General features: G+C 51.7%; 18 protein-coding genes, 2 rRNA genes and 1 riboswitch. Of the genes, 9 read left to right on the top strand and 11 right to left on the bottom strand.

The genetic code is table 11. From position 1 onward, the window contains the following. The 3 genes from F4Y64_03110 to F4Y64_03120 form a co-directional block, all read left to right on the top strand. Positions 1–969: ribosomal RNA gene (locus tag F4Y64_03110) — 23S ribosomal RNA — on the top strand; the annotation flags it as partial. Positions 970–1,071: 102 nt separating this feature from the next. Then, positions 1,072–1,183: ribosomal RNA gene (rrf, locus tag F4Y64_03115) — 5S ribosomal RNA — on the top strand. Between the two features lie 66 nt (positions 1,184–1,249). Beyond that, a riboswitch (TPP riboswitch) is annotated at positions 1,250–1,345 on the top strand. A gap of 37 nt (positions 1,346–1,382) precedes the next feature. Then, positions 1,383–3,869 carry a TonB-dependent receptor gene (locus tag F4Y64_03120; GenBank protein ID MXX96588.1) on the top strand — a complete coding sequence of 829 codons (2,487 nt, stop codon included), beginning with the start codon at positions 1,383–1,385 and terminating at the stop codon, positions 3,867–3,869. A 180-nt stretch (positions 3,870–4,049) separates the two neighbouring features. Here F4Y64_03120 and F4Y64_03125 read toward each other — a convergent pair whose 3' ends face one another. Then, entirely contained in the window at positions 4,050–4,613 is a 564-nt protein-coding gene (locus F4Y64_03125; GenBank protein MXX96589.1) for a VanZ family protein, read from the bottom strand. A gap of 283 nt (positions 4,614–4,896) precedes the next feature. Between F4Y64_03125 and purL the strand changes: the two genes are divergently transcribed. The 3 genes from purL to trxB all read left to right on the top strand — a co-directional run bounded on the left by purL (position 4,897) and on the right by trxB (position 8,678). Then, entirely contained in the window at positions 4,897–7,176 is a 2,280-nt protein-coding gene (gene purL / locus F4Y64_03130; protein ID MXX96590.1) for a phosphoribosylformylglycinamidine synthase subunit PurL, read from the top strand. Positions 7,177–7,242: 66 nt separating this feature from the next. Next, positions 7,243–7,575 (top strand): thioredoxin, encoded by a 333-nt coding sequence (gene trxA / locus F4Y64_03135; protein MXX96591.1) that lies wholly within the window; start codon positions 7,243–7,245, stop codon positions 7,573–7,575. Positions 7,576–7,697: 122 nt separating this feature from the next. Next, entirely contained in the window at positions 7,698–8,678 is a 981-nt protein-coding gene (trxB, locus tag F4Y64_03140; protein MXX96592.1) for a thioredoxin-disulfide reductase, read from the top strand. 282 nt (positions 8,679–8,960) lie between these two features. Here trxB and F4Y64_03145 read toward each other — a convergent pair whose 3' ends face one another. From F4Y64_03145 to F4Y64_03175, 7 genes are all read right to left on the bottom strand, one after another. Further along, positions 8,961–10,394, bottom strand: a complete 1,434-nt coding sequence (locus F4Y64_03145; protein MXX96593.1) for a DUF1501 domain-containing protein — start codon at positions 10,392–10,394, stop codon at positions 8,961–8,963. Beyond that, positions 10,394–13,480, bottom strand: a complete 3,087-nt coding sequence (locus F4Y64_03150) for a DUF1553 domain-containing protein (protein MXX96594.1) — start codon at positions 13,478–13,480, stop codon at positions 10,394–10,396. Before F4Y64_03150 ends, F4Y64_03145 begins: the two co-directional genes overlap by 1 nt. Before the next feature lie 249 nt (positions 13,481–13,729). Further along, positions 13,730–14,587, bottom strand: coding sequence for a proline dehydrogenase (locus F4Y64_03155; protein MXX96595.1), 858 nt, complete (start codon positions 14,585–14,587; stop codon positions 13,730–13,732). Between the two features lie 158 nt (positions 14,588–14,745). Next, the gene (locus F4Y64_03160) at positions 14,746–15,489 is read right to left on the bottom strand and encodes an HAD hydrolase-like protein (GenBank protein MXX96596.1); all 744 of its coding nucleotides are present in this window, start codon (positions 15,487–15,489) and stop codon (positions 14,746–14,748) included. 39 nt (positions 15,490–15,528) lie between these two features. Further along, entirely contained in the window at positions 15,529–17,298 is a 1,770-nt protein-coding gene (locus F4Y64_03165) for a transcription termination factor Rho (protein ID MXX96597.1), read from the bottom strand. 240 nt (positions 17,299–17,538) lie between these two features. Then, positions 17,539–18,798, bottom strand: coding sequence for a bifunctional folylpolyglutamate synthase/dihydrofolate synthase (locus F4Y64_03170; GenBank protein MXX96598.1), 1,260 nt, complete (start codon positions 18,796–18,798; stop codon positions 17,539–17,541). Continuing rightward, on the bottom strand, positions 18,795–20,369 hold the full coding sequence (locus F4Y64_03175; protein ID MXX96599.1) for a response regulator: 1,575 nt from the start codon (positions 20,367–20,369) through the stop codon (positions 18,795–18,797). Before F4Y64_03175 ends, F4Y64_03170 begins: the two co-directional genes overlap by 4 nt. 164 nt (positions 20,370–20,533) lie before the next feature. Between F4Y64_03175 and F4Y64_03180 the strand changes: the two genes are divergently transcribed. Next, entirely contained in the window at positions 20,534–21,055 is a 522-nt protein-coding gene (locus F4Y64_03180; GenBank protein MXX96600.1) for a ferritin, read from the top strand. Positions 21,056–21,101: 46 nt separating this feature from the next. Then, the gene (locus F4Y64_03185; GenBank protein ID MXX96601.1) at positions 21,102–21,986 is read left to right on the top strand and encodes an MBL fold metallo-hydrolase; all 885 of its coding nucleotides are present in this window, start codon (positions 21,102–21,104) and stop codon (positions 21,984–21,986) included. Here the strand turns inward: F4Y64_03185 and F4Y64_03190 are convergent. After that, positions 21,973–22,755 (bottom strand): J domain-containing protein, encoded by a 783-nt coding sequence (locus F4Y64_03190; protein MXX96602.1) that lies wholly within the window; start codon positions 22,753–22,755, stop codon positions 21,973–21,975. The genes F4Y64_03185 and F4Y64_03190 overlap by 14 nt on opposite strands. Before the next feature lie 62 nt (positions 22,756–22,817). Between F4Y64_03190 and accC the strand changes: the two genes are divergently transcribed. After that, a complete protein-coding gene (gene accC, locus F4Y64_03195; protein MXX96603.1) occupies positions 22,818–24,281 on the top strand; it encodes an acetyl-CoA carboxylase biotin carboxylase subunit in 1,464 nt (487 codons plus the stop codon). A 363-nt stretch (positions 24,282–24,644) separates the two neighbouring features. Here accC and F4Y64_03200 read toward each other — a convergent pair whose 3' ends face one another. Both F4Y64_03200 and F4Y64_03205 read right to left on the bottom strand, forming a co-directional pair. Next, positions 24,645–25,484, bottom strand: coding sequence for a methylated-DNA--[protein]-cysteine S-methyltransferase (locus tag F4Y64_03200; protein MXX96604.1), 840 nt, complete (start codon positions 25,482–25,484; stop codon positions 24,645–24,647). Further along, positions 25,477–26,895 (bottom strand): aminotransferase class V-fold PLP-dependent enzyme, encoded by a 1,419-nt coding sequence (locus F4Y64_03205; protein MXX96605.1) that lies wholly within the window; start codon positions 26,893–26,895, stop codon positions 25,477–25,479. The genes F4Y64_03200 and F4Y64_03205 overlap by 8 nt, the downstream gene beginning before the upstream one ends. Positions 26,896–26,954: the final 59 nt, after the last annotated feature.

Genomic DNA, 26,954 nt, shown 5'->3' on the forward strand with positions numbered 1-26,954 from the left:
ACGGTCCTAAGGTAGCGAAATTCCTTGTCGGGTAAGTTCCGACCTGCACGAATGGTGCAACGACTTGGGTACTGTCTCGGCCACGGGCTCGGTGAAATTGTGGTGCCGGTGAAGACGCCGGCTACCCGCGGTGGGACGGAAAGACCCCGTGCACCTTTACTGCAGCTTGACATTGACATTGATTAAGGTATGTGTAGGATAGGCGGGAGGCTTTGAAGCTAGGGCGCCAGCCTTGGTGGAGCCACCCTTGAAATACCGCCCTTGCTTTAATTGGTGCCTAACCCGCGACCGTGAATCCGGTCGGGGAACAGTGTCAGGTGGGTAGTTTGACTGGGGCGGTCGCCTCCTAAAATGTAACGGAGGCTCTCAAAGGTACCTTCAGCATGGTCGGCAATCATGCGTAGAGTGCAAAGGCACAAGGGTGCTTAACTGCGAGACATACAGGTCGAGCAGGTGCGAAAGCAGGACTTAGTGATCCGGCGGTTCCTTATGGATGGGCCGTCGCTCAAAGGATAAAAGGTACGCCGGGGATAACAGGCTAATCTCCCCCAAGAGTTCACATCGACGGGGAGGTTTGGCACCTCGATGTCGGCTCGTCGCATCCTGGGGCTGAAGAAGGTCCCAAGGGTTGGGCTGTTCGCCCATTAAAGCGGCACGCGAGCTGGGTTCAGAACGTCGTGAGACAGTTCGGTCCCTATCTACCGTGGGCGTTGGAGACTTGAGCGGATCTGCTCCTAGTACGAGAGGACCGGAGTGGACGAACCTCTAGTGTACCTGTTGTGGCGCCAGCTGCATCGCAGGGTAGCTATGTTCGGCAGGGATAAGCGCTGAAAGCATCTAAGCACGAAGCCCCCCGCAAGACTAGGTCTCCCCTATGGGTCGTTCAAGACGAGGACGTTGATAGGCGGCAGGTGTAAGCATGGTAACATGTTCAGCCGAGCCGTACTAATTACCCATTCGGCTTATTCCTTTGAAATTTTACAGAAGTCAGAGCTCGTTTACATACTGTGCGCTGGTCATATGGCGAAATCGTCCTGTCAAATTATTGCTGCTTCGTGCAGCGACAGGCTTCCTGGTGCTTATAGCGCGGGGGATACACCTCTTCCATTCCGAACAGAGTCGTTAAGTCCCGCAGCGCCGATGGTACTGCCCTTCGTGGTGGGAGAGTAGGTCGGTGCCAGGAACCCCATTTGCAACAGGGCCATTTCCGACTGGATCTGGCTCCTGTTGCGTTCTCTTTCAGTATTGCCAGATTGCTTGGGGGTGCCTCCTGCAGAGGCTGAGATTACACCCTTTGTACCTGATCCGGGTAATGCCGGCGTAGGAAAACGCATGGGAAGTACAGTGGCTACCGCCAAGCAGGGTGAAAAACACACTGTAGTATGCTACTTTCCGCACTGGTTTATTCTGCGTTTCTTTTGAGCCCTCCACTGTCGGGGGTAGTCCAATCCTCAACAGGTGAGCCACTTGAGGGCGCAACCGTTCAAATCTTTGTTGACGATTCCGCGATCCCCCGATATTCCAGAATAACCGATCAGAGTGGGAGCTTTGAATTGGAGGTTGCCGCGGGAGAGTATACCGTAGAGATTCGCTTTCTGGGTTATACAACGCTGCGTCAACCCCTTGAGGTGAATGCAGCCGTACAGAGGACGTTTGTTCTAGAGGAGGGACTCCTTTATGGAGGAGAAGTCGTCACGGAGGCTCGACGTGCCCGGGAGCAACTGACCCCGCTCACCCACAGCAACATTACTGCACGGGAGCTTGCTATGTTACCTTCCATGCAGGATCTGCCCGCTGCACTGGCCCGCTCAGTTTCCATGACGCACTACAGCGAGAACGGAAATGATCTGGGCTATACCTACCTGAGACTGCGAGGATTCGGGCAGCGGCGTGTAGCGGTTTCAATCAATGGGATTCCCCAGAATGATCCGGAAGAGCATAACGTGTTCTGGATCAACTTTTTCGATTTGCAGGGTTCGATACAGGACATTCAGGTGCAGCGCGGAGCTGGAGCTGCCGCCTATGGCTCCACCGGAATCGGTGGCGCAATCAACATTGTCACGGATCCGTATCGCCCTGTTACGGATGTCAGACTGGAAACAGGATATGGCACTTATGACACGCAGCGCTATACATTTCAGGCGAATACCGGTCTCTTGGGTGGGCGCTATGCGGCATATGCACGAGTCAGTCGACTGACATCGGACGGGTACCGGGATTGGTCCTGGTCCGAATTTTGGCGATACTTCGTCGGAATCCGCCGCTATGGGCAGCGGCATACATTCACCTTGCAATCCTACGGCGGCCCCCAGAAAGATGGCTTGGCCTATGTGGGAATCCCCAAAGAGGCGAATACCCAGACGGTGGATGATGGGTTTGGCGGAACTGTCAATCGCCGCTATAACTTCAGCGAGGCGACCCGAGACGTTGAGCGGTTCCATCAACCGCATGTCGAGCTTCTTCACACCTTTTCTCCAAGCCCGAACCGAACCTTCGAGCAGGCGATCTTCTGGATCAAGGGGATTGGTGAGTTTGATTTTGGGGGGACGTTTCGGAGTGCAGATTATTTGCGCCTTCCCGCAGAATGGAGGGGATTGGACCAGGCGCAGCGACAGGATCCCCTATTCATCAGTGCGCCGGATGCTACGGTGCTGTTTCGTGCGGCTCTGGATCAGTGGCAAACGGGGTGGATGCCCCGCTATCAAATCGTTCGTCCCGGTTCAGAAACCACATTCGGAGGGGAATTACGCCTGCACCGGTCGTTGCGGTGGGGGCGTGTTGAAGAATCCGCGGGACTTCCTGCAGAAGTCGTTGGAGCAGAGAACGATTACCGGGTCTACAGTGTGCGAGGAGAAAAGACGGTCGGTTCACTCTACGCAAGTCATTTGATGCGACCACACAGGCGTCTGGCAATCCAGGCAGATATGCAGCTCACCTGGCGGCAGTACAGGATTGTTGAGGAGGAGCTTTTTGGAAATTCATTTCGTGTTCCCTATTTGTTCGTAAATCCGCGTGTAGGGATGACTCTGAACCCCGAGCAGCCACTCAGTGCCTATGTGAGTATTTCCTACGCTAACCGCGAGCCGCGAATGAAATCGTTGTATGATGGCGAGGAAGCTGGCGCTGGCTTCATGCCCCAGTTTGAGAGGAATTCAGATGGGAATTTCGACTACGACAGTCCGATCGTGAAGCCCGAGCGTCTGACCGACCTTGAAATCGGGGGGCAGCTCGACAGCCGATCTTTGCGACTACGTATGTCCGCTTACTGGATGGAGTTCAGAGATGAAATTGTGCCCAGTGGTGGGCTGGATCAGTTTGGAGTTCCACGTACAGGGAATGCTGATCGCACCCGGCACATTGGGATTGAATTGGAAGCGGCAGCCAGGATCCTGCCGGGGTTAAATGCATTCGCTAATGCGACCTTCAGCCGGAACCGCATCGTAAAGTTTGTTGAATACGTGACACAGCCGGATTTTTCGGTTGCACCGATTGATCGGGCGGGCAATCCGATTGCGGGCTTCCCCGCACGCAGCGGAAATCTGGGAGTGACCTACGAGTACGCAGGCCTGACGTTTCGGGCAGATGCACGTCTGGCAGGAGTGCAGTACGTGGACAATGGTGGCGGGCGCACTGCTGATGGTGTCGAGCAGGACAACCTGACGGTAGACCCCTATACCCTGGTGTCTACGACCGTGCAGTGGGAATTCAGTGACCAGTCTGTGCTCAGTGGATTGATGCTCTCCCTTGATGTGAACAATGTCCTAGATTCAAAAGTGCTTCTATATGGAAACGCAGGATTTGGAGCCCCACAGTTCTTTCCAGCGGCAACCCGCCATGTCTTTTTGAGAGCGCAGTATAGGTTGTGGTGAGAATCGTCTTGATGCCAGGAGAGAGCTTTGATAGGGAATTCTTGAGAACGATTTGTTCGAGAGGGAATCATCCGATGCTATTGCTCCAGTAGTGGTTGCGTCGTCCTTTCATAGAGAAGAAAAAGACGATCAATCCGCTCTCGGCCTAAGTCAAAGCTCGGGCTGCGGTGCGATGAACGGTTAGCGGCCCGTGAAGTGGCTAGCCTGGCGCCGGGCCCACCGGAGCGCCACGCTTGCTATGATCGCCATTGTTGCCGCCAATACGTTGAACAACATGTCCACCGGGTCCATGACGCGGCTGGGCAAAAACCATTGGATGCCCTCGTCGATGACGCCGATCACGGATGCGATTACGATTGCAAGCAGACCCGGAACGGGAACCCGCCGTCCCTGCATGGCCCGCTCCAAAAGTGCTTCGTGGACGAAGATGGCCACTACTCCGTACTCGACCAAATGAGAGCGCTCGGTTGGCACCGCCATCCGAACGATGATCAGGAGATAGGCAGCGGCGATGCCAAGAGCGACACCGATCTCCATACCTCCCGGCCGAACCTTTAGGCCCTGTGTGATCACAGTTGCAAGCACCAGAATGCAGCCGAGGAGAAAGAGCCAGACCGACAAGAAATCGCTCCCCAACTGGTCGACCAGGATTCGTGCCAGTCCCAGAGTAGAGTAGATGGCCACCACGACGGCCAGTGTATAAGCCCAGAGGCGTTTCTCTCTTTCCGATGTGAAAATGGACATGACGGGAATCTAGTTGTGTGCCACCGCAATACGACGTAGGGTCATATCGGTTGCCAACAAACGGGAGGCATCCATCGTGTTGGAACGCTGAGGCAGCGGATTCGCTGCACCAACATATCGTGATTCCCTAGTGAGCGGGGCATTGGGTAACCGATTCGTGCTCAACGGAACCCGCCGAAAAGAATCAGCACAGAAGGGCCATATTGTAGAATCATGGAAATTCCGCATATTGGACAACTTGCTACATTAAACGGTAAAAGACTCATCAGAAAGGCAAACAGTGATGGCTGACGAAATACTTGTTGATGAAAACCTAGCTGCGGAGCATGGACTCACGAAGCAGGAGTACGGATGGATTCTGGAGCGGCTGGGAAGGGTTCCGACCATCACGGAACTAGGGATCTATTCAGTCATGTGGAGTGAACATTGCTCATACAAAAACTCCATTGCTGTACTGAAGACCCTTCCGCGTGAAGGGGAAGCTCTTCTGGTGGGCGCAGGAGATGAAAATGCAGGGTTGGTAGATATTGGGGATGGGTTAGCCGTTGCGTTCAAGATTGAAAGTCACAACCACCCTTCGGCCGTCGAACCGTATCAGGGGGCTGCGACCGGTGTAGGTGGAATCCACCGGGATATCTTCACCATGGGGGCACGACCGATCTGTGCTCTGAACTCACTGCGGTTTGGTTCACTTGAGCGCAACAGAGTTCGATACCTGTTTGATGGAGTGGTGCGCGGCATTGGAGATTACGGGAATTCGTTTGGTGTCCCCACGGTGGCCGGTGAAGTGTACTTCGATCCTGCTTACGAAGGGAACCCCTTAGTTAATGCCATGAGCGTAGGAATCGTGAAGACAGACGCGACGGCATCCGCCATTGCGAAAGGGGCAGGCAACAAAGTGTTCATTGTCGGTTCGGCAACAGGTCGAGACGGAATTCACGGCGCAACCTTTGCATCGGAAGAAATCTCAGAAGAGAGTGAGAAAAAACGACCAAGTGTTCAGGTTGGAGATCCCTTCACTGAAAAACTACTCCTCGAAGCAACGCTGGAAGCACTTGACGCAGAAGTGGTGGTCGGCATTCAGGATATGGGGGCGGCCGGAATCACCTGCTCTTCCTGTGAAATGAGCGCAAAAGGTGGTGCAGGGATGCGGCTGAATCTGGATCATGTGCCGGTCAGGGAGCCAGACATGACAGCCTATGAAATTATGCTGTCAGAGAGCCAGGAGCGCATGCTGCTGGTATGTGTGCCCGGAAAAGAAGAACAACTCCAAAGCATTTTTGAGAAGTGGGATTTGCATGCGGTCTGTATCGGAGAAGTGACGGACACCGGGCGCGTGCAGGTGCATTATAAAGGGGAGCAGGTTGCCGATGTGGAGGCCGACCACCTCGTCCTGGGGGGAGGAGCCCCCATTTATCATCGTGAAAGTAGCCGCCCAAAATACCTGAATACGACATCCATTCTTCCAGATCTGGCGGATGTGCAGGCGCACGAGGTTGAATCCATATTGATACGTCTCCTCGGGGCCCCCAATATTGCATCCAAGCAGTGGGTCTTTGAACAATATGATACGATGGTGCGGACAGGGACAGTCGGTGGCCCAGGTGCCAGTGATGCAGCGGTGGTACGTATTAAAGGTTCAAAAAAAGGATTGGCGGTCAAAACCGACTGCAATGGACGGTATATCTATCTGAACCCACGAAAAGGAGGCCAGATTGCCGTCGCCGAAGCCGCACGGAATGTCGTGTGTGCAGGAGGACGACCCCTGGCAATCACAAACTGTCTCAACTTTGGCAATCCGTATAAGCCAGAGGTATACTGGACATTCAAGGAAGCCGTCGGGGGCATGAGTGATGCATGCAAAACGTTCAATACTCCGGTAACGGGAGGAAATGTTTCGTTCTACAATGAGAATCCAGAGGGCGCAGTATTTCCAACCCCGACCATCGGGATGTTAGGCTTGGTAGAGGATGTGGAAACCCACGCAACACAGTCGGGATTTCGTCACGCAGGAGATCTCATCTATCTCCTGAGTCCCAAAGCCTGGAATTTTCGAGGACAGCACCAGGAAATCGGAGGTACGGAATACTTGAGCAGTATTCATGGACAAATTTGCGGAGATGCTCCGCACATGGACCTGGCCGAGGAACATGCCGTGCAGGCAGCCACACTTGCACTGATCCAGGGAGGAGTCATTGCAAGTGCTCACGATGTTGCTGATGGGGGATTATTGGTAGCACTGGCAGAATGTATTCTATTCACAGAGGCGATGGGGGCAGACATACTCCTATCGCCACAGGGAGACTTCCGCCTGGATGCGCTGCTGTTTGGTGAAGCGCAATCCCGAATCATTCTCTCGGTAGCTGTGTCAGAGGTTGAGCGGATGCAAAAGATCCTGGGGGAGCATTCAAAGGTGCAATGGACCTGTTTGGGTACCGTACAATCAAAACCTGAGTTCTCGGTCACAGTAGGCGGTCAGCAGGTTGTCCATTGTTCATCGGATGCAATGAAATCGGTCTACCTAGGAAGCATTGCGGAGTACATGGAACGCGTGGCGGCATAGCTCAACTTACAGAGCAGTTTTGCGTACAATAGGAAGTTTCTATCAACCATCAAATAATATAGATCTATGGCTACTATCGAGCTGACTGATGCCAATTTTCAGACGGAGGTTTTGGATTCTGACGTTCCCGTCCTGGTTGACTTTTGGGCTGCATGGTGCGGACCATGTCGCGCAATTGCTCCGATCGTAGCAGAATTGGCTACAGACTATGCCGGCAAAGCGAAAGTGGGGAAAGTAGATGTGGATACAAACCCGCAGACGGCAATGAATTACAATGTACGCTCTATTCCCACGTTGCTCTTTTTTGTCGGAGGGGAAGTGCGAGATCAGATGATCGGCTCGGCGAGCAAGCGGGAGTTCCAGAAGAAGCTGGATGCACTGATTGGACAGCCTGCGTAATCGCGCTGGCTTGGCAACTACGGATCATTGAAGCAGAGCAACTTTCCGTGTTCACGGACAAACCAGGTTCATTACGTTCGTTAGCCAAAGCGATCCCTAAACCTCAGCGTTAAGCCTGGAAAATGTCGTCCACACCCATCACACCGGAGATTTCGTTTAAAAGTGCAGAGCACCAGCGGGTCGTGATTATCGGTTCCGGTCCGGCAGGTTATACGGCGGCACTCTATGCGGCCCGGGCAAACCTTGCCCCAATCGTCTATGAAGGGCTTGAACCCGGCGGACAGCTTACGACAACGACAGACGTTGAAAATTATCCTGGTTATGTGGATGGAGTTCTCGGGCCCGTCATGATGGAGGAGTTCAAGGCGCAAGCGGTGCGTTTTGGGGCGGAAGTGCGATACGGCTCCGTTACGCAGGTAGACCTGTCCGAACGCCCGTTCAAAATCGTGATTGATGATGAAACAGGCCTTTTGTCAGACACGGTAATCATTGCAACCGGCGCTTCGGCCCGCTACCTGGGACTAGACAACGAAAAACGTCTTTTGGGGCGCGGCGTATCTGCGTGTGCAACCTGTGATGGGGCGTTTTTCCGTGGTGTAGATTTGGCCATTGTGGGAGGCGGAGACACGGCGATGGAAGAAGCGCTATTCCTGACACGGTTTGCATCAAAAATTTGGTTGGTTCATCGCCGTGATCAGTTGCGCGCTTCAAAAATCATGCAGCAGCGCGTGAAGGATCATCCCAAAATTAAGATCATCTGGGACACAATCGTCACGGATGTCCTGGGCACAGATGAGGTCACAGGAGTTCGGCTCAAGAATGTGAAGGACCAAGTTGAAAGAGAATTACCGGTCAGCGGATTCTTTGTAGCGATCGGACACACACCGAACACGGCGCTCTTCACATCCTGGTTGGATATGGATGATCAGGGTTATATCAAAACACTGCCAGGATCAACCCGGACCAATATTTCGGGGGTGTTTGCGTGTGGGGACGCGCAGGATCATGTCTATCGGCAAGCGGTCACGGCAGCGGGGACCGGCTGCATGGCAGCCATAGATGCTGAGCGCTATTTGGCGTCAGGATCGGAAAAGAGTGCGTAACAGAAACGTGATGTTTTTGGGGCGCCCCCGAAGTCGATGCGTATAGTAGGGGAGCCACATACGCCCGTAAGGCACATAGATCCGCATGTTGTATCCTACACACACAATGTCCTGTGGGTCAGGCGCTTTCGTTGTTCGCGCACCCAACGTAGATTATTGCCATAGGGATCCGCGGTTTACCCTTGCAGTGAAGGCTTGCTGATTCTGGTCACGCTAACGAAATGACCAAAGTGGTGCCATGATGAAGATGGATTCTGACTCAATCAGGTGCCTCACAGTTGGTCAAAGCAATATATCACGTACCACATGTGCCTCTTCCACACCCGTGAGCTTCTGATCCAGTCCCCGAAACTTCACCGTAAGGCGGTTGTGATCAATACCCAACTGGTGTAACAGAGTAGCGTTGAGATCTCGAATGTGCACAGGATTCTCAAGTACGTTGTAAGAATAGTCGTCGGTGAGCCCGTACTCAAACCCCGGACGAATGCCGCCACCAGCCATCCACATCGAAAAGCAGCGTCCATGGTGGTCGCGCCCGCTACTGGGATGGCCGAGCTCGCCCTGACTGTAAATCGTACGCCCGAACTCTCCGCCCCAGACCACAAGGGTCTCTTCCAGCAGTCCGCGCCGCTTCAAATCCTTGACCAGTGCAGCAGAGGCCTGATCCACATCAAGACACTGCGCCGGCAACTGCTTCTGTAGCGCAATGTGCTGGTCCCACCCACGATGAAACAGTTGTACAAATCGCACCCCACGTTCTATCATCCGCCGTGCCAATAGACAATTGGCTGCATAACTGCCTGCACGCCTCGCTTGCGCCCCGTAGAGATCAAACACCTCTTCAGTCTCGTCCGAAAAATCCGTTAGGTCGGGGACAGCCGTTTGCATGCGGTAGGCCATCTCGTAGGCCGAAATCCGTGCCAATGTTTCCGGATTCCCGACATCTTCAGCTTTCTTTCGGTTCATGGCCGCCAAGTCGTCCAACATTCTTCGGCGTTGCCCTCGTGTAATGCCGGGCGGATCCTTCAGATACAGCACCGGATTAATTCCCGGCCTAAGCATTACACCCTGATGCTCGCTGGGTAAGTATCCACTACCCCAAAGTCGCGCAAAAATCGGCTGCCCTGGATTTTTTCCTGAGCCCTGTGAAAGAAGCACGACGTACGAAGGCAGATTCTCGTTTTCGCTGCCAAGTCCGTAACTGAGCCAAGCTCCGAGACTGGCATGGCCGATTTGCTGGGACCCGGTGTTGATGAAGGTGATTGCCGGATCATGATTTATGGCCTCAGTGACCATCGACTTAACGATGCAAATGTCATCAGCAATCGTTTGCGTATGCGGCAAGAGGTCACTGATCCATGTTCCGTGTTTGCCGCATCGCCGCATGGGCCAGTTCGGCGCAACAACCGGAAAGGAAGCCTGATTGACGGTCATACCGGTGACCCGCTGGTTCCCACGGACGGAGTTAGGTAGCTCCGTAGCATGCAGATCGCGTTGCAGCGGCTTGTAATCAAATAGGTCCACATGAGACGGTCCACCAGACTGGAACAGATAAATAATGCGGCGCGCCTTTGGGGCAAAATGCGGTCCTGGTGGACGCTTGATCAGATCTGGAAAAAGAAGTGCGGCAAGGCCCATACGACCAATACCGCGGGCAGACTGCCCAAGAAACGTGCGACGCGTAATGGTGCGCTCATAGGCGAGTAACGGATTCATCAGTTGCGGGTGATGGTTTCGCTGAGATTTAAAAGCACACTCGCCACTACTGTCCAAGCCGCATGAGTGGCCAAATCCGTCGATAATGCTGTCGGCGACGCGCCAACGCTCAAGATAGCACGAGCGCGGACAGAATCAGCCTCAAATACTCGCATCTCTTCCGCCAGACGAGTTTCCAAGCGATGCCGGTCTTCCCTATCAGGCTCGTGGCTCGTCACCGCCTCGAAGGCATACACAATTCGCTCCGCTTCCGGTACAGTGCTGAGGATTCGAGTTGCAAAAGCTCGACTGGCCTCTACAAATTGCGGATCATTCAGCAATACGAGCGCCTGCAGAGGTGTGTTCGTATTTTCGCGCTGCACCGTACATACCTCTCGCGTTGGCGCATCAAATGCCATCATGCTGGGCGGGGGCGCCGTCCGTTTCCAGTAGGTGTACAGGCTGCGGCGGTAGAGTTTTTCACCATGATTCTGGATAAACGTCTGGGCCGTAGCGGGCGTGCTCCCATAGTGGCTGACTTCCTTCCAAAGTCCGGTGGGCTGGTAGGGATGAACACTGGGGCCACCCAGTCGGTGTACCAGCAACCCGCTTACGGCCAGTGCTTGATCACGAATAAACTCGGCTTGCAGCCGGAAACGCGGGCCTCGGGCCAAAAGGGCGTTCTGTGGGTCTCGCGTCAACAGATCCGGCGTGGCACGGCTCGATTGCCGGTACGTAGCGCTCATGACCATGGTCTTGAGGAGCGCCTTTGTATCGAATCCGGATTCCACAAACGTGATGGCCAACCAATCCAGCAGCGAGGGGTGCGTCGGCAAGGAGCCACGCGCACCAAAGTCTGCTGCTGTAGGTACGAGGCCACGTCCAAATACCATTTGCCAGAATCTATTGACAGTAACACGGGCCGTTAGCGGGTGAGATGGATGCATCAGCCACTCAGCCAAATCCAACCGAGTAGCATCTTCCTGCAGAGGCGGCAGCCAAGATGGCACACCCGGCGAAACAGAATCGGTAGGCTGGTCATATTGGCCACGGTACAGGATACGCGTCGGCCGCGGGACATCAGTCACCGCCATGACCATCGTGGGATGTGGCTCCGTGAGCACGCGCAACCGCTCTTCGAGATTGGCAATGGCGTGGCGTAGTGGCGCAGCCTCTTCTGCTCGCTCGTAGAATGCCTGACGCAATAACCCCGAATTCCCGTCGCCATTTACTAGCGCATGCTGCACTTGTGCAGGCAATGTCGTGCCGTCATCGATACCTTCCATTGCCAGCACACGAAAATGCCTCGCTACCTGCCAATTTCCGGAGCCAAAGTTCAGCATCACCGTAAAGTGCGGCACTTCCTTCGAATCAAGCGGCACATCAAAGGTGAGCGTTAGATGAACTGGTGACCTTCGCACCGGATGGGGTGACCAGCCATTGTGTCTCCGGTCGTCGAGCACGTTTTCGGGGGCATAATCTGGATGGATATGTGATGCTGACACACGAGCCAATCCATGTGTACTGTGAAAATCCACTTGGTCAGTCGGTAGTGCACCAGCACGCACATGAACGCTCGTTACTACGAAGGACTCGGGCAGGTCGCCATTGCCGTGTCCCAGTGTGCCAGAAACATTATCCGGGTAAAACACCACACGCAACCCGGTGATTTCGGCATCCAGGTCTTCGGGTACGGTAAGCGATACATTGTAGGCGGCAAAGTATGCGGGCTCGTCAATACGCACCGAGCCGTCGGGCTGCACTTCACCCGTATACCCCGAGTTGGGCGTCGTGACTTTAGTGGCTTGGAGCGGATGCACCTTCAGGTTCTGGCCACGCATACTAAGCAAGGATCGCTCGCGATCTTCCCAAACGCCCTGGACTGGATCGACACGGTCGGTTTCGGCACGCAGCATTGCCAGGTCGGCCTTTACTTCTTCGATTTCAACTTCTGTAGCGAGAGGACTCAAGGTTTCCAGTTGTGGTACAGCGTTTATGCCGCCGTCTCCGTCTAGTCCACGTTCGGGAACACTGTTGAAGAAGGCAAAAAGGCGATAGTAATCACGTTGGGTGATTGGATCATATTTGTGATCGTGACACTGTGCGCACGCAAACGTGAGCCCGAGAAATACCTCGCCCGTTGTCTTGACGCGATCAGCCACATAGTTGACCAGGTTTTCTTCCGGGATCGTTCCGCCCTCGTGCGTGATCATGTGATTCCGATGAAACCCCGTGGCCATGTGTTGCACATCGGTAGCTTCCGGCAACAAGTCGCCGGCAAGTTGTTCGATCACGAATTCGTCAAACGGCTTATTGGTATTGAAGGCATGAATGACCCAGTCTCGCCAGAGCCACATATGTCGGCCACCGTCGATCGAATAGCCGTTCGTATCTGCGTAACGTGCCAAATCCAACCAGTGCACAGCCATACGTTCGCCAAAGTGTGGTGACGCCAGGATTCGATCTACCAAGTACTCATATGCATCTGGCCGGTTATCCGCCACAAACGCGCGCACATCCTCTACCGACGGCGGCAATCCAGTGAGATCCAGATACAGCCGACGTATCAAAGTGCGTCGATCCGCTTCTTCAGTAGGTTCAAGTCTATCTCGTTCCAACCGCGCCAAGATAAAGTGGTCAATTTCATTTCGCGTCCACTTTCTCTGGCGTACTCTGGGCAAATCCGGCAGCGATTGGGGGATGAGTGACCAGTGGGGCTTCCACTGCGCACCTTGGGCGATCCAACGGGTAAGTGTTTGAATTTCAGAATCAGTGAGAGCGTGCTGGGTCTCGGGCGGCGGCATGCGTTCCTGGGGGCGCTTTTCGGTAATGCGGCGCACGAACTCGCTGGCGTCCGGGTTGCCCGGCACGATGACATTCCGTGTTGTATCGTCACGCAACGATGCATACAATCCGGCCTCCGTGTGGAGACTCAATTCGGCTTCACGGCTTTCTGGATCTGGACCGTGACAGGCATAGCAATTGTCCGCGAGAATGGGCTGAACATCATAATTATAGTCCACCACCGGACTTGTATCCGGCAAACAGCCCGCGGTGACAAGTGTCATAAGCAGCGGGCCCAACGTCCTATGGCTCCAAAGCGCCATTACCAAGCTATGCAGTAACCCTCTCCGTTGCTACTGGTGCCATCCTTCATGGTTTCGTGTTCACGGTCAAAGTGGATTGCGGTAGTCAGGCTGGACATTCGTGTTGACTTCGGCGGTCACCTCTGTCCCAGAGGCACTGGGGTAGGATTATTGGAAAAAGTGAACACCACAAACGAGAAAATAAAAGATTCCTCCTGGAAGCCCTGAAATAACGATTATTAAATTCCAAATGGTGCCAGACCGCCGAAGTCAAGACCGGAAAATAGTGCGTAATAGAAACGTGATGTTTTCGGGGCGCTCCCGGAGTCGGCGCGTATAGTAGGGGAGCCACATACGCCCGTAAGGCACATAGATCCGCATGTTGTATCCTTTACGCACTGTGTCCTCCTGCGTCTTCTGGCGCAGGCCATACAACATTTGAAATTCAAACCGGGACGGATCAATATCTTTCGCCCGCGCATAGGACTTGGTCGCTTCAATCAACACATCATCGTGGGTGGCAATTGCGGGATAATGTCCGTGCTGAAGCAGTTTATGCATGCAAGTGATGTATTGAGTACGGATTTGCGACATGCGCTGGTACGCAATCGTCGCCGGCTCCCGGTAGGCACCCTTACAGAGGCGGACGCGTGCCCCCAAGTCGCACATATGGTCCACATCCTTTACGGTACGCTTCAGATATGCCTGCAGCACAATCCCTACATGCGCGCGATAGTCAGGAAAGACGGATTCAAAAATGCGGAGTGTTGAGTTAAGGACGGAGCTACCTTCCATATCTAACCGAACAAACCCATTCATAAGCTTTGCCTCCTCCAGGAGTGTACGAAGGTTTTCAAGGCAGAAGTCTTCGTCAATGACCTGTCCGATCATAGAGAGTTTGATGGAGATATTGCGATCCAGACTAGGCTCAGAAGCAAGTGCCCGTAGCAGCCGTATGTAGGCATCCCGGCTTTTCAAAGCGAGATCTCTACGGACTATATGCTCTCCAAGTAGATCCACCGTCGTAAACAGCCCTTTATTGCGCAGCTGCCTCACCACAGGAATCGTGTCAACAAGGGTTTCGGCTGCTACAAACCCGCGGGCAAGAGCAAAAGGTAGTCGAATCATGGAAGATCTACCTGACGGAGCATGAAATCTTGTTTAAAGCGAAACCTTTCAGAAAAACTTTCCGTAATGAAGGAAGTGTTTTCCGGTGAGTGGAAGCATAGGCATCGTATCACAATCCCAGGTGTTTTCGATGCCGTTTTTTTATGCATCCACTGCGGTCATGATTCTACAGATGTCCAGTCATTGGGGGAATTTATTTTTCCCGGGAGGCTCTCCAAGTCCGTCGTGACCAGATCTGCTCCATGTTCATGCAACAGGAGCGTATGCGCATCCGAATCCAGGTAAGGGGGGACGAAACCAATCGCCAACATACCCGCTGCACCTGCCGCAGCCATATCATCAACCGAATCCCCGATATAAACGGTCAGGTCGGCCTGGATCGGTAAGCCAGCTCCCTGAAGAATTGCCATTGCATACAGGAGCGGATAGGGATCGGGTTTTCCGCGATTATCCTGATTTTCGCGGGGAACCAAAAGAGAAAAATATTCCTGCCATCCGAACCGGTCCAAGGCCCAGCGCGCCTCATCCCGGGGTCGGCCCGTTACAATTCCGAGCACGTGACCGCCTTGTTTTAACTGTTGCAGTGTGCGGGTTTGGATCAGGGGTCGTTCTTCGGTAATAAATCCATCCCAGTCCTCCCCTCGGTAGCGGCGCTGAAATTCGTCCACGACACGCACATACGGCACTTCCATCCCGTAGTCCCCAATAATCGTGTGCGTGAGCGTCCAGTCGTCATTGAAGCCTCCACGGTCTTTATAGCGCTGGATTGTTTTTGGCCTTATCTCACGCCCCGTGAAATGGTAGACGGTTTCTTCAATGACACGTAGATAGGAGCCAGACACATCGACTAGCACACCATCCATATCAAACAGGACGACAGGAATTAGTGGAGAAGCCGGCATCTAGCGGAGATGCTCCGAGAAACAATAAAAGGATGCATCTTAGGAGTTCATGGTCACCAAAAACTCGTCATTGCTTTTGGTAGACCGCATCCGGTCAAGCAGAAAGTTCATCGCCTGGATTGGATCCATGTCTGCCAGAAGCTTTCGCAGAATCCATATACGGGCTAAGCGTGCTTCCTGAATCAGCAGTTCTTCCCGTCGGGTTCCACTCATGACTACGTTAATTGCAGGGAAGATACGACGATCTGCCATTTCTCGGTTCAGGACCAATTCCATATTCCCCGTTCCTTTGAACTCTTCAAAGATCACTTCATCCATGCGGCTTCCTGTATCGATCAATGCAGTTCCGATAATGGTCAGGGATCCGCCCTCTTCAACATTGCGAGCAGCACCGAAGAAACGCTTTGGCCCTCTCAATGCCGTGGCATCCAGCCCCCCGGAAATTGTCCGTCCCGAATCCGGGCACACGGCGTTGTGAGCACGGGCTAAGCGGGTAATCGAATCAAGAAGAATCACCACATCCTGCTTCGCTTCAACGAGGCGTTTTGCCTTTTCCAACACAATATTTGCCACCTCCACATGTCGTGAGGGTTCCTGATCAAAGGTGGATGCCACCACTTCCCCCTTTACATGACGCTCCATGTCCGTTACTTCCTCCGGTCGTTCGTCCACCAACAGGATGATCAGGTGTGCTTCTGGGTGATTCGCACTGATAGCGTTCGCAATCTTCTGTAGGAGAATGGTTTTGCCCGTTTTCGGCTGGGCAACAATAAGTCCCCGCTGCCCTTTCCCAATTGGGGCAAAAAGATCAAGGACGCGCATGGACATGTCATGTTTACGCGTTTCCAGGCGAAGGACCTCATCGGGATAGAGGGGGGTCAGATAGTCAAAATTCTGCCGTTCATCCAGAGAGCCTGGGTCCTGCCCGTTGATTTTCTTAACGTGGATGAGTGCGAAGTACCGCTCCCCTTCTTTCGGGGGACGGATTTCGCCATCCACCGAATCTCCAAGCCGGAGACTGAATCGCTTGATTTGGCTGGGAGACACATAAATATCCTCCGGGCTGGGTAGATAATTATAATCCGGCGATCGCAGAAATCCATACCCATCGGGTAGAATTTCTAGGACCCCGGTCTTTTCAATCATCGTGTCCGGGTCAAGTTTGCGGGGATCAAACTGTCCCATGAATGGTGGTTTCGGCTCGTGAACGCGACGGCGCCGATCATCTTTTGAAGACATTCGGGGATCTTTTCGCCCGCGCCGTGCGGGGCCATGTCTTTTGGAACGCCCTCCCGGTCGTCCTCCTCTTGGGGGTCTTCCATCAGGGTCGTGGCGTGGAGGTGACGACATTGGATCAGAGTAGGAGTTGTTTGGTGATTTGGTTTTTTTACGTGGCCCGACAGATTTGCCAGGCTTTTTTCTGCCTGTTCTAGGCTTTTCTTCACGAAGAAAATGAGTTCGTTTGGGAGGCAAGGTCCCAGCCGAACTAGGTGAATCAGAAGATGCGTTCGAAGCAACTACCGTTTGATTTTGTCGAGCAAGTTCGGTAGAAGATTCACGATCAGAGGTCGTTTCGGAGTTTTGCTGGGGAGGAGAAGAAAACTTTCCGTCTTCGGTTGCGGGGTTCCCATTTTGCCGAGGATCACGAGGAAGGTCTCCGTTGCTGGAAACGGCTTTGGAATTCTGATGGTCAAGAATGAAGTGAATCAACTCCTGCTTACGCAGAGCATGCCATCCCCCAACGCCCGTCTGTCGGGCAATTTCCTTCAGTTCGGGAAGTCTCTTGGTTTTTAGTTCAACTTGGTTCATTGAAATTGTGGATAAGAATAAGCCAGCAGAGAAGCCGTGTTCTGCGTGGCAGGCTAAGAATGATCTCCGCAGGGAGCGGAAACCTCATTGAAATAGGTGAGCGTGGATAGGCTGAGAGTAAGGGCAGCAACGAAATGCTGCTACGATAATGCTAGAGTCGTGCAAGTAGGATTGGGTGCCTGATACGTAAAACAGACGCAATTGGTTACCAAACCTGCGGAAAGTTAATAAAAATCCGAATTATTCACAAATTAACCGTAGGAACGCCTCCGCGAGCATGTGTGAACCGCAAACGAGAATGGAGTCTTGATTGGAAGCCTGTTCCTGTGCAAGATGCCACATCGCAGAAATGGACCCCGTGCCGGCGAGGGAAATTGCATGTGCACGAAGTGTTGTGGCTAGGCGTGCAGCAGGGAGGGCACGCCGAAGCGCAAGGTCACACGCATATACTTTGAGCGATAGATGCGCATTCAGCACCTGCATGATACCGGAAAGGTCTTTGTCCTTCATCAGCGCAAGCAAAAGATGCACGGTTCCAGTAGAGGGCATATAGTTGAGGGCTGCCGCAATTGCTGCAGGATTGTGAGCTACGTCCAAAACTGTCAATGGGGCTTGCCGGAGGACTTCAAGGCGTGCCCGCAGCCCGGTCAATTCACGGACCCGGGAGAGCCCTTCCTGAATCAAATCCGGTTCCTGTCTCGTTTCCGGGAAAAGCTGTTCGGCACTTCGCGCGGCCAAAAGAGCGTTTTGAGCGTGGTGTGGTCTGGTTCGAAGGTCCTGTGAGGACAGCTCATATACACCTGCGGGCGTCTGAAGGCAATTGCCAACCACCTGTCCTGCTTCAATCCAGGGTGCGTGTTGACTGCGGGCAACGTCCTGTATGATTTTCTGGGTCGCATCGCGCCCCGTTGCTGCGATGACAGGAGTTTTTTTCTTAATGATTCCCGCTTTTTCGCGTGTGATGGATGCAAGTGTGCTTCCCAGTGTTTGGGTGTGATCTAGGTCAATTTGGGTGATCACCGAGAGTTTTGGACACAGGATGTTGGTTGCGTCAAGTCGGCCTCCGAGCCCGGTTTCAACGATGGCAAAATCCACCGAGGATTTTGCGAAGAAAAGAAAACCAAGGGCAGTCATTGCCTCAAAAAAGCTTGGTTGCAGGCGGTCAAACAGAGAGCCGTAACGATCCAGCGCATCCTGCATCCAGTCCGCAGGTACAGGGGATCCATTGAGTCGGATCCGCTCAGACAGGTGCAGCAAGTGAGGGGACGTATAGAGTCCAATGCGGTATCCAGCAACTTGCCCGATCGCTGTAATCATGCTCGCCACGGAGCCCTTTCCGTTTGTGCCGGCAACATGCACACTGGCAAAGTCGCGCTCCGGATTTCCCATCGCATCCAGGAGAATGGAAACTCCCCGCAAGCCGGGTTTCATCGCTGCATTGCCTAGCTCGGAGTAGCGCGGAAGATTCAGCAGCCGCACTGCATAATCCGCCGATATCATGACTTCCTGGGACGCAGCGTAACCACCGGAAGAATCATCTCCTCCATGGAGGCACCCCCGTGCTGCATGGAATCATTGTAGAGATTTCGGTAGTGATGGTAGTTGGTGGGATAGACGAAGTAATAGTCTTCCTTCGCAATGATATAGCAGTCCCCCGCGCTGCCAGAGGGTAAGCCAAAGGCTTTTGGATCCTTAACAATCATTGCATGACGAGGGTCTGCCCAAAGGTTGCGCCCGAATTTGTAACGCAAAGCCGTGGATGTATTGCGGTCTCCACGAACTTTAGCTCCATGCAGGCTCCGGACCGCTCCATGGTCGGTGGTGATAATAATCGTACAGTCCTTTCTAGACAGTGTTTGAAAGGATTGATACAGCCAGGAGTGTTTGAACCAAGTTCGCGTCAGAGCCCGGTAGGCTTGTTCGTCGGGGGCTAATTCCCGGATCACATCTGAGTCGGCTCTGCTGTGAGCCAGAATATCCACGAAGTTGACGACGATGGCATTCAGATCTGCCTGCAGATAATGGTTCACATCCTGCGCGAAGGCACGACCATCTTCCTTGCCAATTAGTTTTCGGTATCGCATGGAAACGTCACGCTGGTTGAATCGCTCAAGGCAGGAGGCGAGTAAGGTTTCCTCATGACGATTTCGGCTGTGCTCATCCCCGTTTTCGCCCTGCCAAAGGGTTGGATGCCGACGGTGGATTTCGTAGGGTAGAAGACCACTGAAAATCGCATTCCGTGCGTAGGGGGTCGCGGTTGGCAGAATCCCCATTGAGAAATCGGTCTGGATAGAGAAGAGGGGTAAAAGCAGGGATTCAAACTCCAGCCACTGATCATACCGCATGCAGTCAATCACGAAGAAGATCACGGGATGGTCTGCATTGAGTTGCGGGATGACCCAGTGCGGGATCACTTCATGCGAGAGCCGTGGGCGCTCATCCAATGAGCGGGAATTATATGCCGCAACCCAATCAGGGTAGACATCTTCGATGTATCGACCGAATACCCGGTTTGCTTCTCGGTACTGATCAGACAGAACTTGACGGGCACCTTCGTCACTCTCCAGTTGGCGATCATAGTGGACCAGTTCTTGGTACAGGCTGATCCATTCCTGAAAGCTCGTGTAGCTGTTGAGGGTTGCAGAAATTGCATTGAAGCGGTGCATGTAGTCTTGAGATACACGCGCATTCCGCAACTGAATCCGCTCAAGGAGCCGCTTGCAGGTAAGCAGGATTTGGCTGGGGTTTACCGGCTTGGTCAGGTAGTCACTGATCTGTCCACCCAAGGCCTCATCCATGAGATGCTCTTCCTCGCTCTTGGTTACCATGATCACCGGGAGGTCCGGACGTTTTTGTTTGATGGCCGCCAGCGTCTCCAGCCCGTCCATACCGGGCATCTGCTCATCCAGAAGGACTACGTCAACTAAATCATCCTGAGCGACCGCCTCAACTGCGTCCGCCCCATTAGTTACACACGTAACCTGGTAGCCACGATTTTCAAGAAAAAGTACGTGGGATCGGAGCAGATCAATTTCATCGTCTGCCCAAAGGATATGCCCGGCTGTTGACATCGACTGATGAGGGTTGAGTGAGTCGTAGCCGTAAATTCAGATGCAGAGAATTGAGATGGGCCGTAGGAGTTGCAGTATACCACAAATGCATCATCATGTTCGATACAGCGCGCAACAGGGTCGGATCTAAGTGGTATACGCGAAGGAATCATCCGAACAGAATCATGGCAAGAAAAGGATTATCCAAACGAATGCAGATTGCGCTGAATGAGCAAATTAAAGCGGAGTTGGACTCGGCTTATCTGTACTTGGCGCTTGCTGCCGAAATGGAATCTCGGAATCTGAAAGGCTTTGCTCATTGGCTGCGAATCCAGTGGGAAGAAGAGCTCGTGCATGGGTTAAAACTGTACGATTTTCTACTTCAGCGTGATGCAAGAGTTGAACTTCACGCTCTGGATAAGCCGAGCATCGACTCAGAGCAGACAACACTGGAAATTTTTTCACAAGTGCTGGAGCATGAACAGTACATCACTGCTCGAATCAATCAGCTGTATGCATTAGCTCAGGAGGACCTGGATTATGGCTCCCAGACGCTACTGCACTGGTTCATAGAGGAGCAGCTGGAAGAAGAGGAGTCTGCCCGTGAGATCGTGGACAATTTACGTTTGGTTGGTGAATCAGGGGCTGCGCTCTTTCTTCTGGATCGTGAACTGGGACAGCGCTCTGATGACCATGAAGAGGAATAATCAAGGAGTACATCTCATATATGATCCGGTCTACATTTTGTAATTCATGTCGGCATTGAAATTTCTGGTCCCTGGAGTAATTTCCCAGGAGGAATTTGACGCGGTTAACATTGAGATTTATGATGTAGCTCCCGGAGTCTTGATGCTCGTTGGTCTTGGAGGCAATATTGGAGTTTCCTTCGGAGAGGACGCGACGTTTATGATTGATGGTCAATTTGGACCTCTCACTGAAAAAATCTTTGCAGCAGTCGCGACGCGTACAGATAAACCGGTCCTAGTAGTTCTCAATACGCACTGGCACTTAGATCATGTGGCAGCAAATGAAAGTTTAGTCGACCGTGGAGTTACGATTCTGGCACACGAGAACGTTCGAAAACGCCTGAGTGCGGACCAGGTACTGCCTGCGTTCGGGCAAACTGTCCCAGCTAGGCCCCAAAAGGCACTTCCCTCCGTTACGTTTACGGAGGATATGTCCCTGCATTGGAATGGGGATACGATAGAGATCTTCCACGCACCGGGTGCCCATACGGATGGGGACACAATTGTGCATTTCAGAAAAGGCAACGTGATCCATATGTCGGATACGTACTTCAACGGAATGTATCCGCTCATCGACATAGACTGTGGAGGTTCAATTGATGGAATGATTGCTGTTGCGGAAGCGGTGCTTGTACGCTCCAATGAGAGTACGAAGATCATTCCAGGGCATGGGCCACTGTCCAATCAATCTGAACTGGAGGCATACCGGGATATGTTGGTGACGGTCCGTGATGCTGTATCGACACTGATCCAGGAGGGAAAGTCTCAGGAGGAGGCTATTGCTGCAAAGCCTACCGCTGCCATAGACGCTGATTGGATCGATGGGGTCTTGGAGCCGGATGTATTTGTCGCGCACGTATACACGTCACTGACCAAAACTACCGGCCAATAAGCCCGGCTGCATGTGCAGCTTTGTAAAGAGTCTCGCGGTCTGACGACTTCAGGGGAAGGATCTGAAGATCAACGAGTAGGTCCCCCGTTCGTTTTGTCTCCGTTTGAACTCCGCATCCCTTGAGCCGCAGTCTGGTCCCTGGGGTCGAATTGGGTGGAACATCAATCGTGATCGGTTCCCCATAGGGGTCAACAATTGTATGTGTACATCCCAACAGCGCCTCCAGTCCGTTTAGGGGCAGCTTCATTTGTAGGGTGATTCCTTTTCGGGTAAATACGGGGTGTGGGAGCACCTTGAAGGTAAAGACACGTGCACCGGGGTCATCAGAGGCGCGGATCCGGAATTTATTCTTCACTCCCCGGGGAAGGACAATCCGGGTAAGAGATCCATCTTTGCCTCGAATCATAACGGGCCCGCCTCGAAGAGCACGCTCCAGAGATATATTCACGACATTGCTGCCTCCCCCAAAAAGCTCCTCAAAAAACTCACCGATACTGGAGAAAAAGTCGTCTACGAATACCGGTGAGGGGGCGGGTTTCGTTGTGATACGAAGTTGATCATAGGCCTTTCTTCGGGCAGGGTCTGAGAGAATACTGTAGGCCTGCTGAAGCCGTTTAAAGCGCTCCTCCGCTTCATCATCACCAGGGTTTCGATCGGGGTGATGCTGTTGGGCGAGTCGGCGATAAGCTGTCTTGATCTCTTCCGCGGAAGCGAACGGGTCGACTTCCATTACGGCATAAAGGTCATCAGCAATAGTCAAACGAGACATAAACAACTCCAGGATGGTTCAAGAACAGGTACGTACGATATTCAGTAGTACGGTTAGAGATAATGAAGAGAATTTCAAAGATACTGATTGCGAATCGAGGAGAGATCGCTCTGCGGATCATGCGCACCTGTAAAGTGCTGGGGATACGTTCGGTTGCAATCTACAGTGAAGTTGATCGCAGAAGTGCCCATGTGGTTTATGCAGACGAGGCCTATTGCGTGGGCCCTGCTCCGTCGGTAGACTCGTATCTGAATCTGAGCCGGATTATGGATGCGGTCAAAGAGAGCGGGGCAGATGCGGTTCATCCAGGTTACGGATTCTTGTCTGAGCGGGCTGAACTTGCTGGGGCATGTGAAGACCAGGGAGTTGTGTTCATTGGCCCCTCCGCACACACAATCAGTGATATGGGGGACAAAATGCTGGCCAGAGAGCTCATGCAGACACATGACGTGCCGGTGGTTCCAGGAACCGAAGGGGCGGTCACCCATGTTGACGAAGCACTAGCCATTGCGGATCAAATTGGATATCCCGTGCTCGCAAAAGCAGCGGCAGGGGGTGGCGGCAAAGGGATGCGCAAGGTGAATAGCGCCCAGGAAATGGAGCAGGCGCTCGACCGGGCACAGGGGGAAGCAGGGTCTGCCTTTGGGGATGCCCGCATCTTTATTGAGAAGTATTTGGAGAATCCACGTCATATAGAATTTCAGATCCTTGCAGATGCATACGGCAAATGTATCCATCTGTTTGAACGCGAGTGTTCCATACAACGACGTCACCAGAAAGTCATTGAGGAAGCCCCCTGCGCAGATATGACCGTAGAATTAAGATCACGCATGGGGGCAGCAGCGATCCGCGCCGCACAGGCATGCAAGTATGTTGGTGCAGGGACCATTGAGTTTTTACTTGATCGGGACAACAACTTCTACTTTATGGAAATGAATACGCGCCTTCAAGTGGAGCACCCGGTCACCGAGTACATCACTGGACTGGATCTTGTTGCCGAGCAAATTAGGATCGCAGAAGGGGCACCCCTGCCGTACGAACAAAATGAAATGGAGATTCATGGGCACGCAATAGAGTGTCGCATTTATGCGGAAGATCCAGAATCCAATTTTTTACCGAATCCGGGCATGATCACATTTCATCAGGTTCCAACGGGGGTTGGGGTCCGGGTGGATAGTGGCCTGGAGGTCAGCGGCGAGGTGCCGATCTATTACGATCCAATGATCTCAAAAGTGATTACATGGGGTCGTACGCGTGATGAAGCAACAGGCAGAATGATCGGTGCTTTAAGTGATTATCAGATTGCAGGGGTAAAAACAACGTGCCAATTCTGCCGCCGTGTTATGCAAAGTGCAGCATGGCAGGAAGCTCGTCTTAGTACTCATTTTGTAGATGAGCACTCAGAGCTTCTGGTTGAGGAAGCTGAGACTCCGACGGAGGCTGCAGCTGTGACAACTGTTTTGCTGCAGAGAAGCAATCCCCCCAACTTACTGGCAACTGCTTGGCTTAATCGCAGAGAGAGTTGATCTATTGAGCAGATCAACCATCTCAGACCAAGGATACGGGAATCTCTTGGAGTACAAATTTGGCTAAGCGACATCTTCAGGAACGGATCAGTCCCGCCAGAAGTCCAGGATCAACGACCTCTTGCTAGTTGTGGGGCGAAACACAGGGACATTTCCGAACTTGAAACCAGTTTTCAGCTGCAGTAATCTGCACCGAAAGATTCTGGATTACCTCAAAACGGCCATTCTTGAGTTGTAGTGTGAGTATTCCGAACGAAGTGGCCCACTTGGTCGGAATATGCATGTAGTGGAAGGGACAATTCCAGCATGGATCCGCACTACCGCGGTTAGAAATCATATCCGTATACGTATTCTGCCTGCGTATCAAAGAATCTTAGAAGCCTCCCAACCAATAATAGCTTTTTTTCTTGTCGGCCCCCAATGATATCCACCGATATTCCCTGACTTCTGAATTACTCTGTGACATGGAATCAGGTAAGCGATCGGGTTATTTCCAATTGCAGTCCCCACAGCTCTAGATGCTTTTGGATGTTCAATGACTTTTGCTATCTCGCCATAAGTTGATAAACTTCCATATGGAATTGATAATAATGTTTCCCAAACTTTCAATTGAAATTTAGTTCCCTTTAGATGTAGTTTTATTTCATTCAGATTGCCCCAATCGTTACGGAAAATAGACAATGCATCTTGTTGAAATTTATCCGCTTTTGGATTGAAGTTTGCGTTTGGAAATATAGCCTGTAATCCCTTAAATGCTAATGTATTGTTTTCACTAAAAGCCATACGACAGATTCCTTTATCGGTGGATGCTACAATGATGTCCCCAAAAGGACTCTCCGAAAAACTGTAATTTATTTTAAGGTTGGCTCCGCCATTTTTATACTCACCGGGAGTCATACCTTCTATAGTTATGAACATGTCGTGAAGCCTGCTTGTACCTGATAAGCCTATTTCAAAAGCTGTATCAAATAGGGTACTTTTCTTGTTTCTGAGCAAGTTCTTTGCATAACCATAACCAATAAACTTCAAGTATTTTTTTGGACTAATTCCTACCCATTCTTTGAACAAACGCTGAAAATGAAAAGAACTTAGGTTTATATGGTCTGCTATTGAGTCCAATGATGGTTGACTCTTAAAGTTATCATCAATAAATGAAATTGCGTCTGCTACCTTGTTATACTGATATGTTTTGTTTCTAAGCATAGGCTGAAAGTTCCTCGTTTAGTTCGTGTACCAACTCGTTTATTTCTTTTTCGGTAGTATTGTAGTTTGTAATACAAGCCCTAAAGGTAGGAACGCCTTTTATAGGGTAAACAGACAACCATGATTTCCCTTTAGCCAAAATTTTACTCATAACCTCTTTTGTAAAATTTGCATCTGTTTCAAAGTCTGCTTTTGTGAAGCACACAACTGGCAAATCTGTATCGTTTTTAATGAGCCAACCATTTTCTATTAGCTGATTCTTCAGGTATTGTCCCATCTTTGCTTGGTGATTAATAGTTTGCTCATAAGTTTTCCAGCCGTAGAATAGTAATGAGAGGTAAACTTTTAGACCTGCGAATCTTCTCGACCATTGTATCGAATGAGCAAAAGGTTCAGTAATTGTTAGTCTATCTGCTTCTTTGGGCATGTATTCAGTGGTGGTTCTGAAAGTTTTTCCAAGAATGTCATTTTTCGACGTCAAAAAAATGCTTGTTCCCATAGGAACAGACATCCATTTATGAGCATCGAAAGTGATAGAGTCAGACTTTTCAATACCCTCTAATCGGTACTTTAAGGCTTTACTTAGAATCGCACCACCTCCGTAAGCTGCATCAACATGGAACCAAATATTGTGGTCTTTGCAAATGGTATTGAGTTGATTTAAGTCATCAATCGTGCCAGTTCCTGTGGTTCCTGCCGTTCCTATAATCATCAGCGGAGAATAAACCGAAGTATCTAGATTGCTTAGTCCTTGTTGTAAAATCTTTGTGTCCAGTTTTAATTCATCCGTTACTGGGATTGATTTTACCAAGTTGTATCCCAGTCCTATAGCTTTAGCTGCTTTTTGAATTGAGTGATGAGCCTCTTCAGAACAAAGTATAACTGGTTTTTCGCCAACTCCAAACAAACCATCTTTTGCAAAGTCTGAATACTTGTTGTTCAGTGCACACAATATAGCAGTGAGATTTGCTTCAGCCCCGCCTGTAGTAAAAACACCATCCGCGCTTTTATCTTCGTAACCAAATTTAGAAGTAAACTCCCGAATTATAAATTCTTCCACTTCAACAGCAAATGGTGCATGGCTCCATGCGGCTAATTGGGGATTGTAGGTGGCTGTAATCAGGTCAGCTATTATACCTGCATAATTAGAGCGTGGATTAAATAGTCCAAAATATTTAGGGTGTGGCGTATGTACTGAATATGTTTCAAGCCCTTTTGTTACATGGTGGATTGCTTCATCTGGTTTAACTCCATTCACTAAATCCGCTGTCTTAACCAATGCTCTGATTTTACTAATATTCAAATCAGGATTGGTTCGGAGGTCTTTCGTTGTACAATAATATTTCTCCAGCTTTTCGAATACTGTTTCGAGTATCTCTCTTCGCTGTTTACTATCAAAATCAAAATGCATACTGATTCATCCGATTTAAATGTTTTGACAAAATTACTAAAATTGCGATGCGCACTAAA

It is taken from the genome of Rhodothermaceae bacterium (genome assembly GCA_009838195.1).
GTDB lineage: Bacteria > Bacteroidota > Rhodothermia > Rhodothermales > Bin80 > Bin80.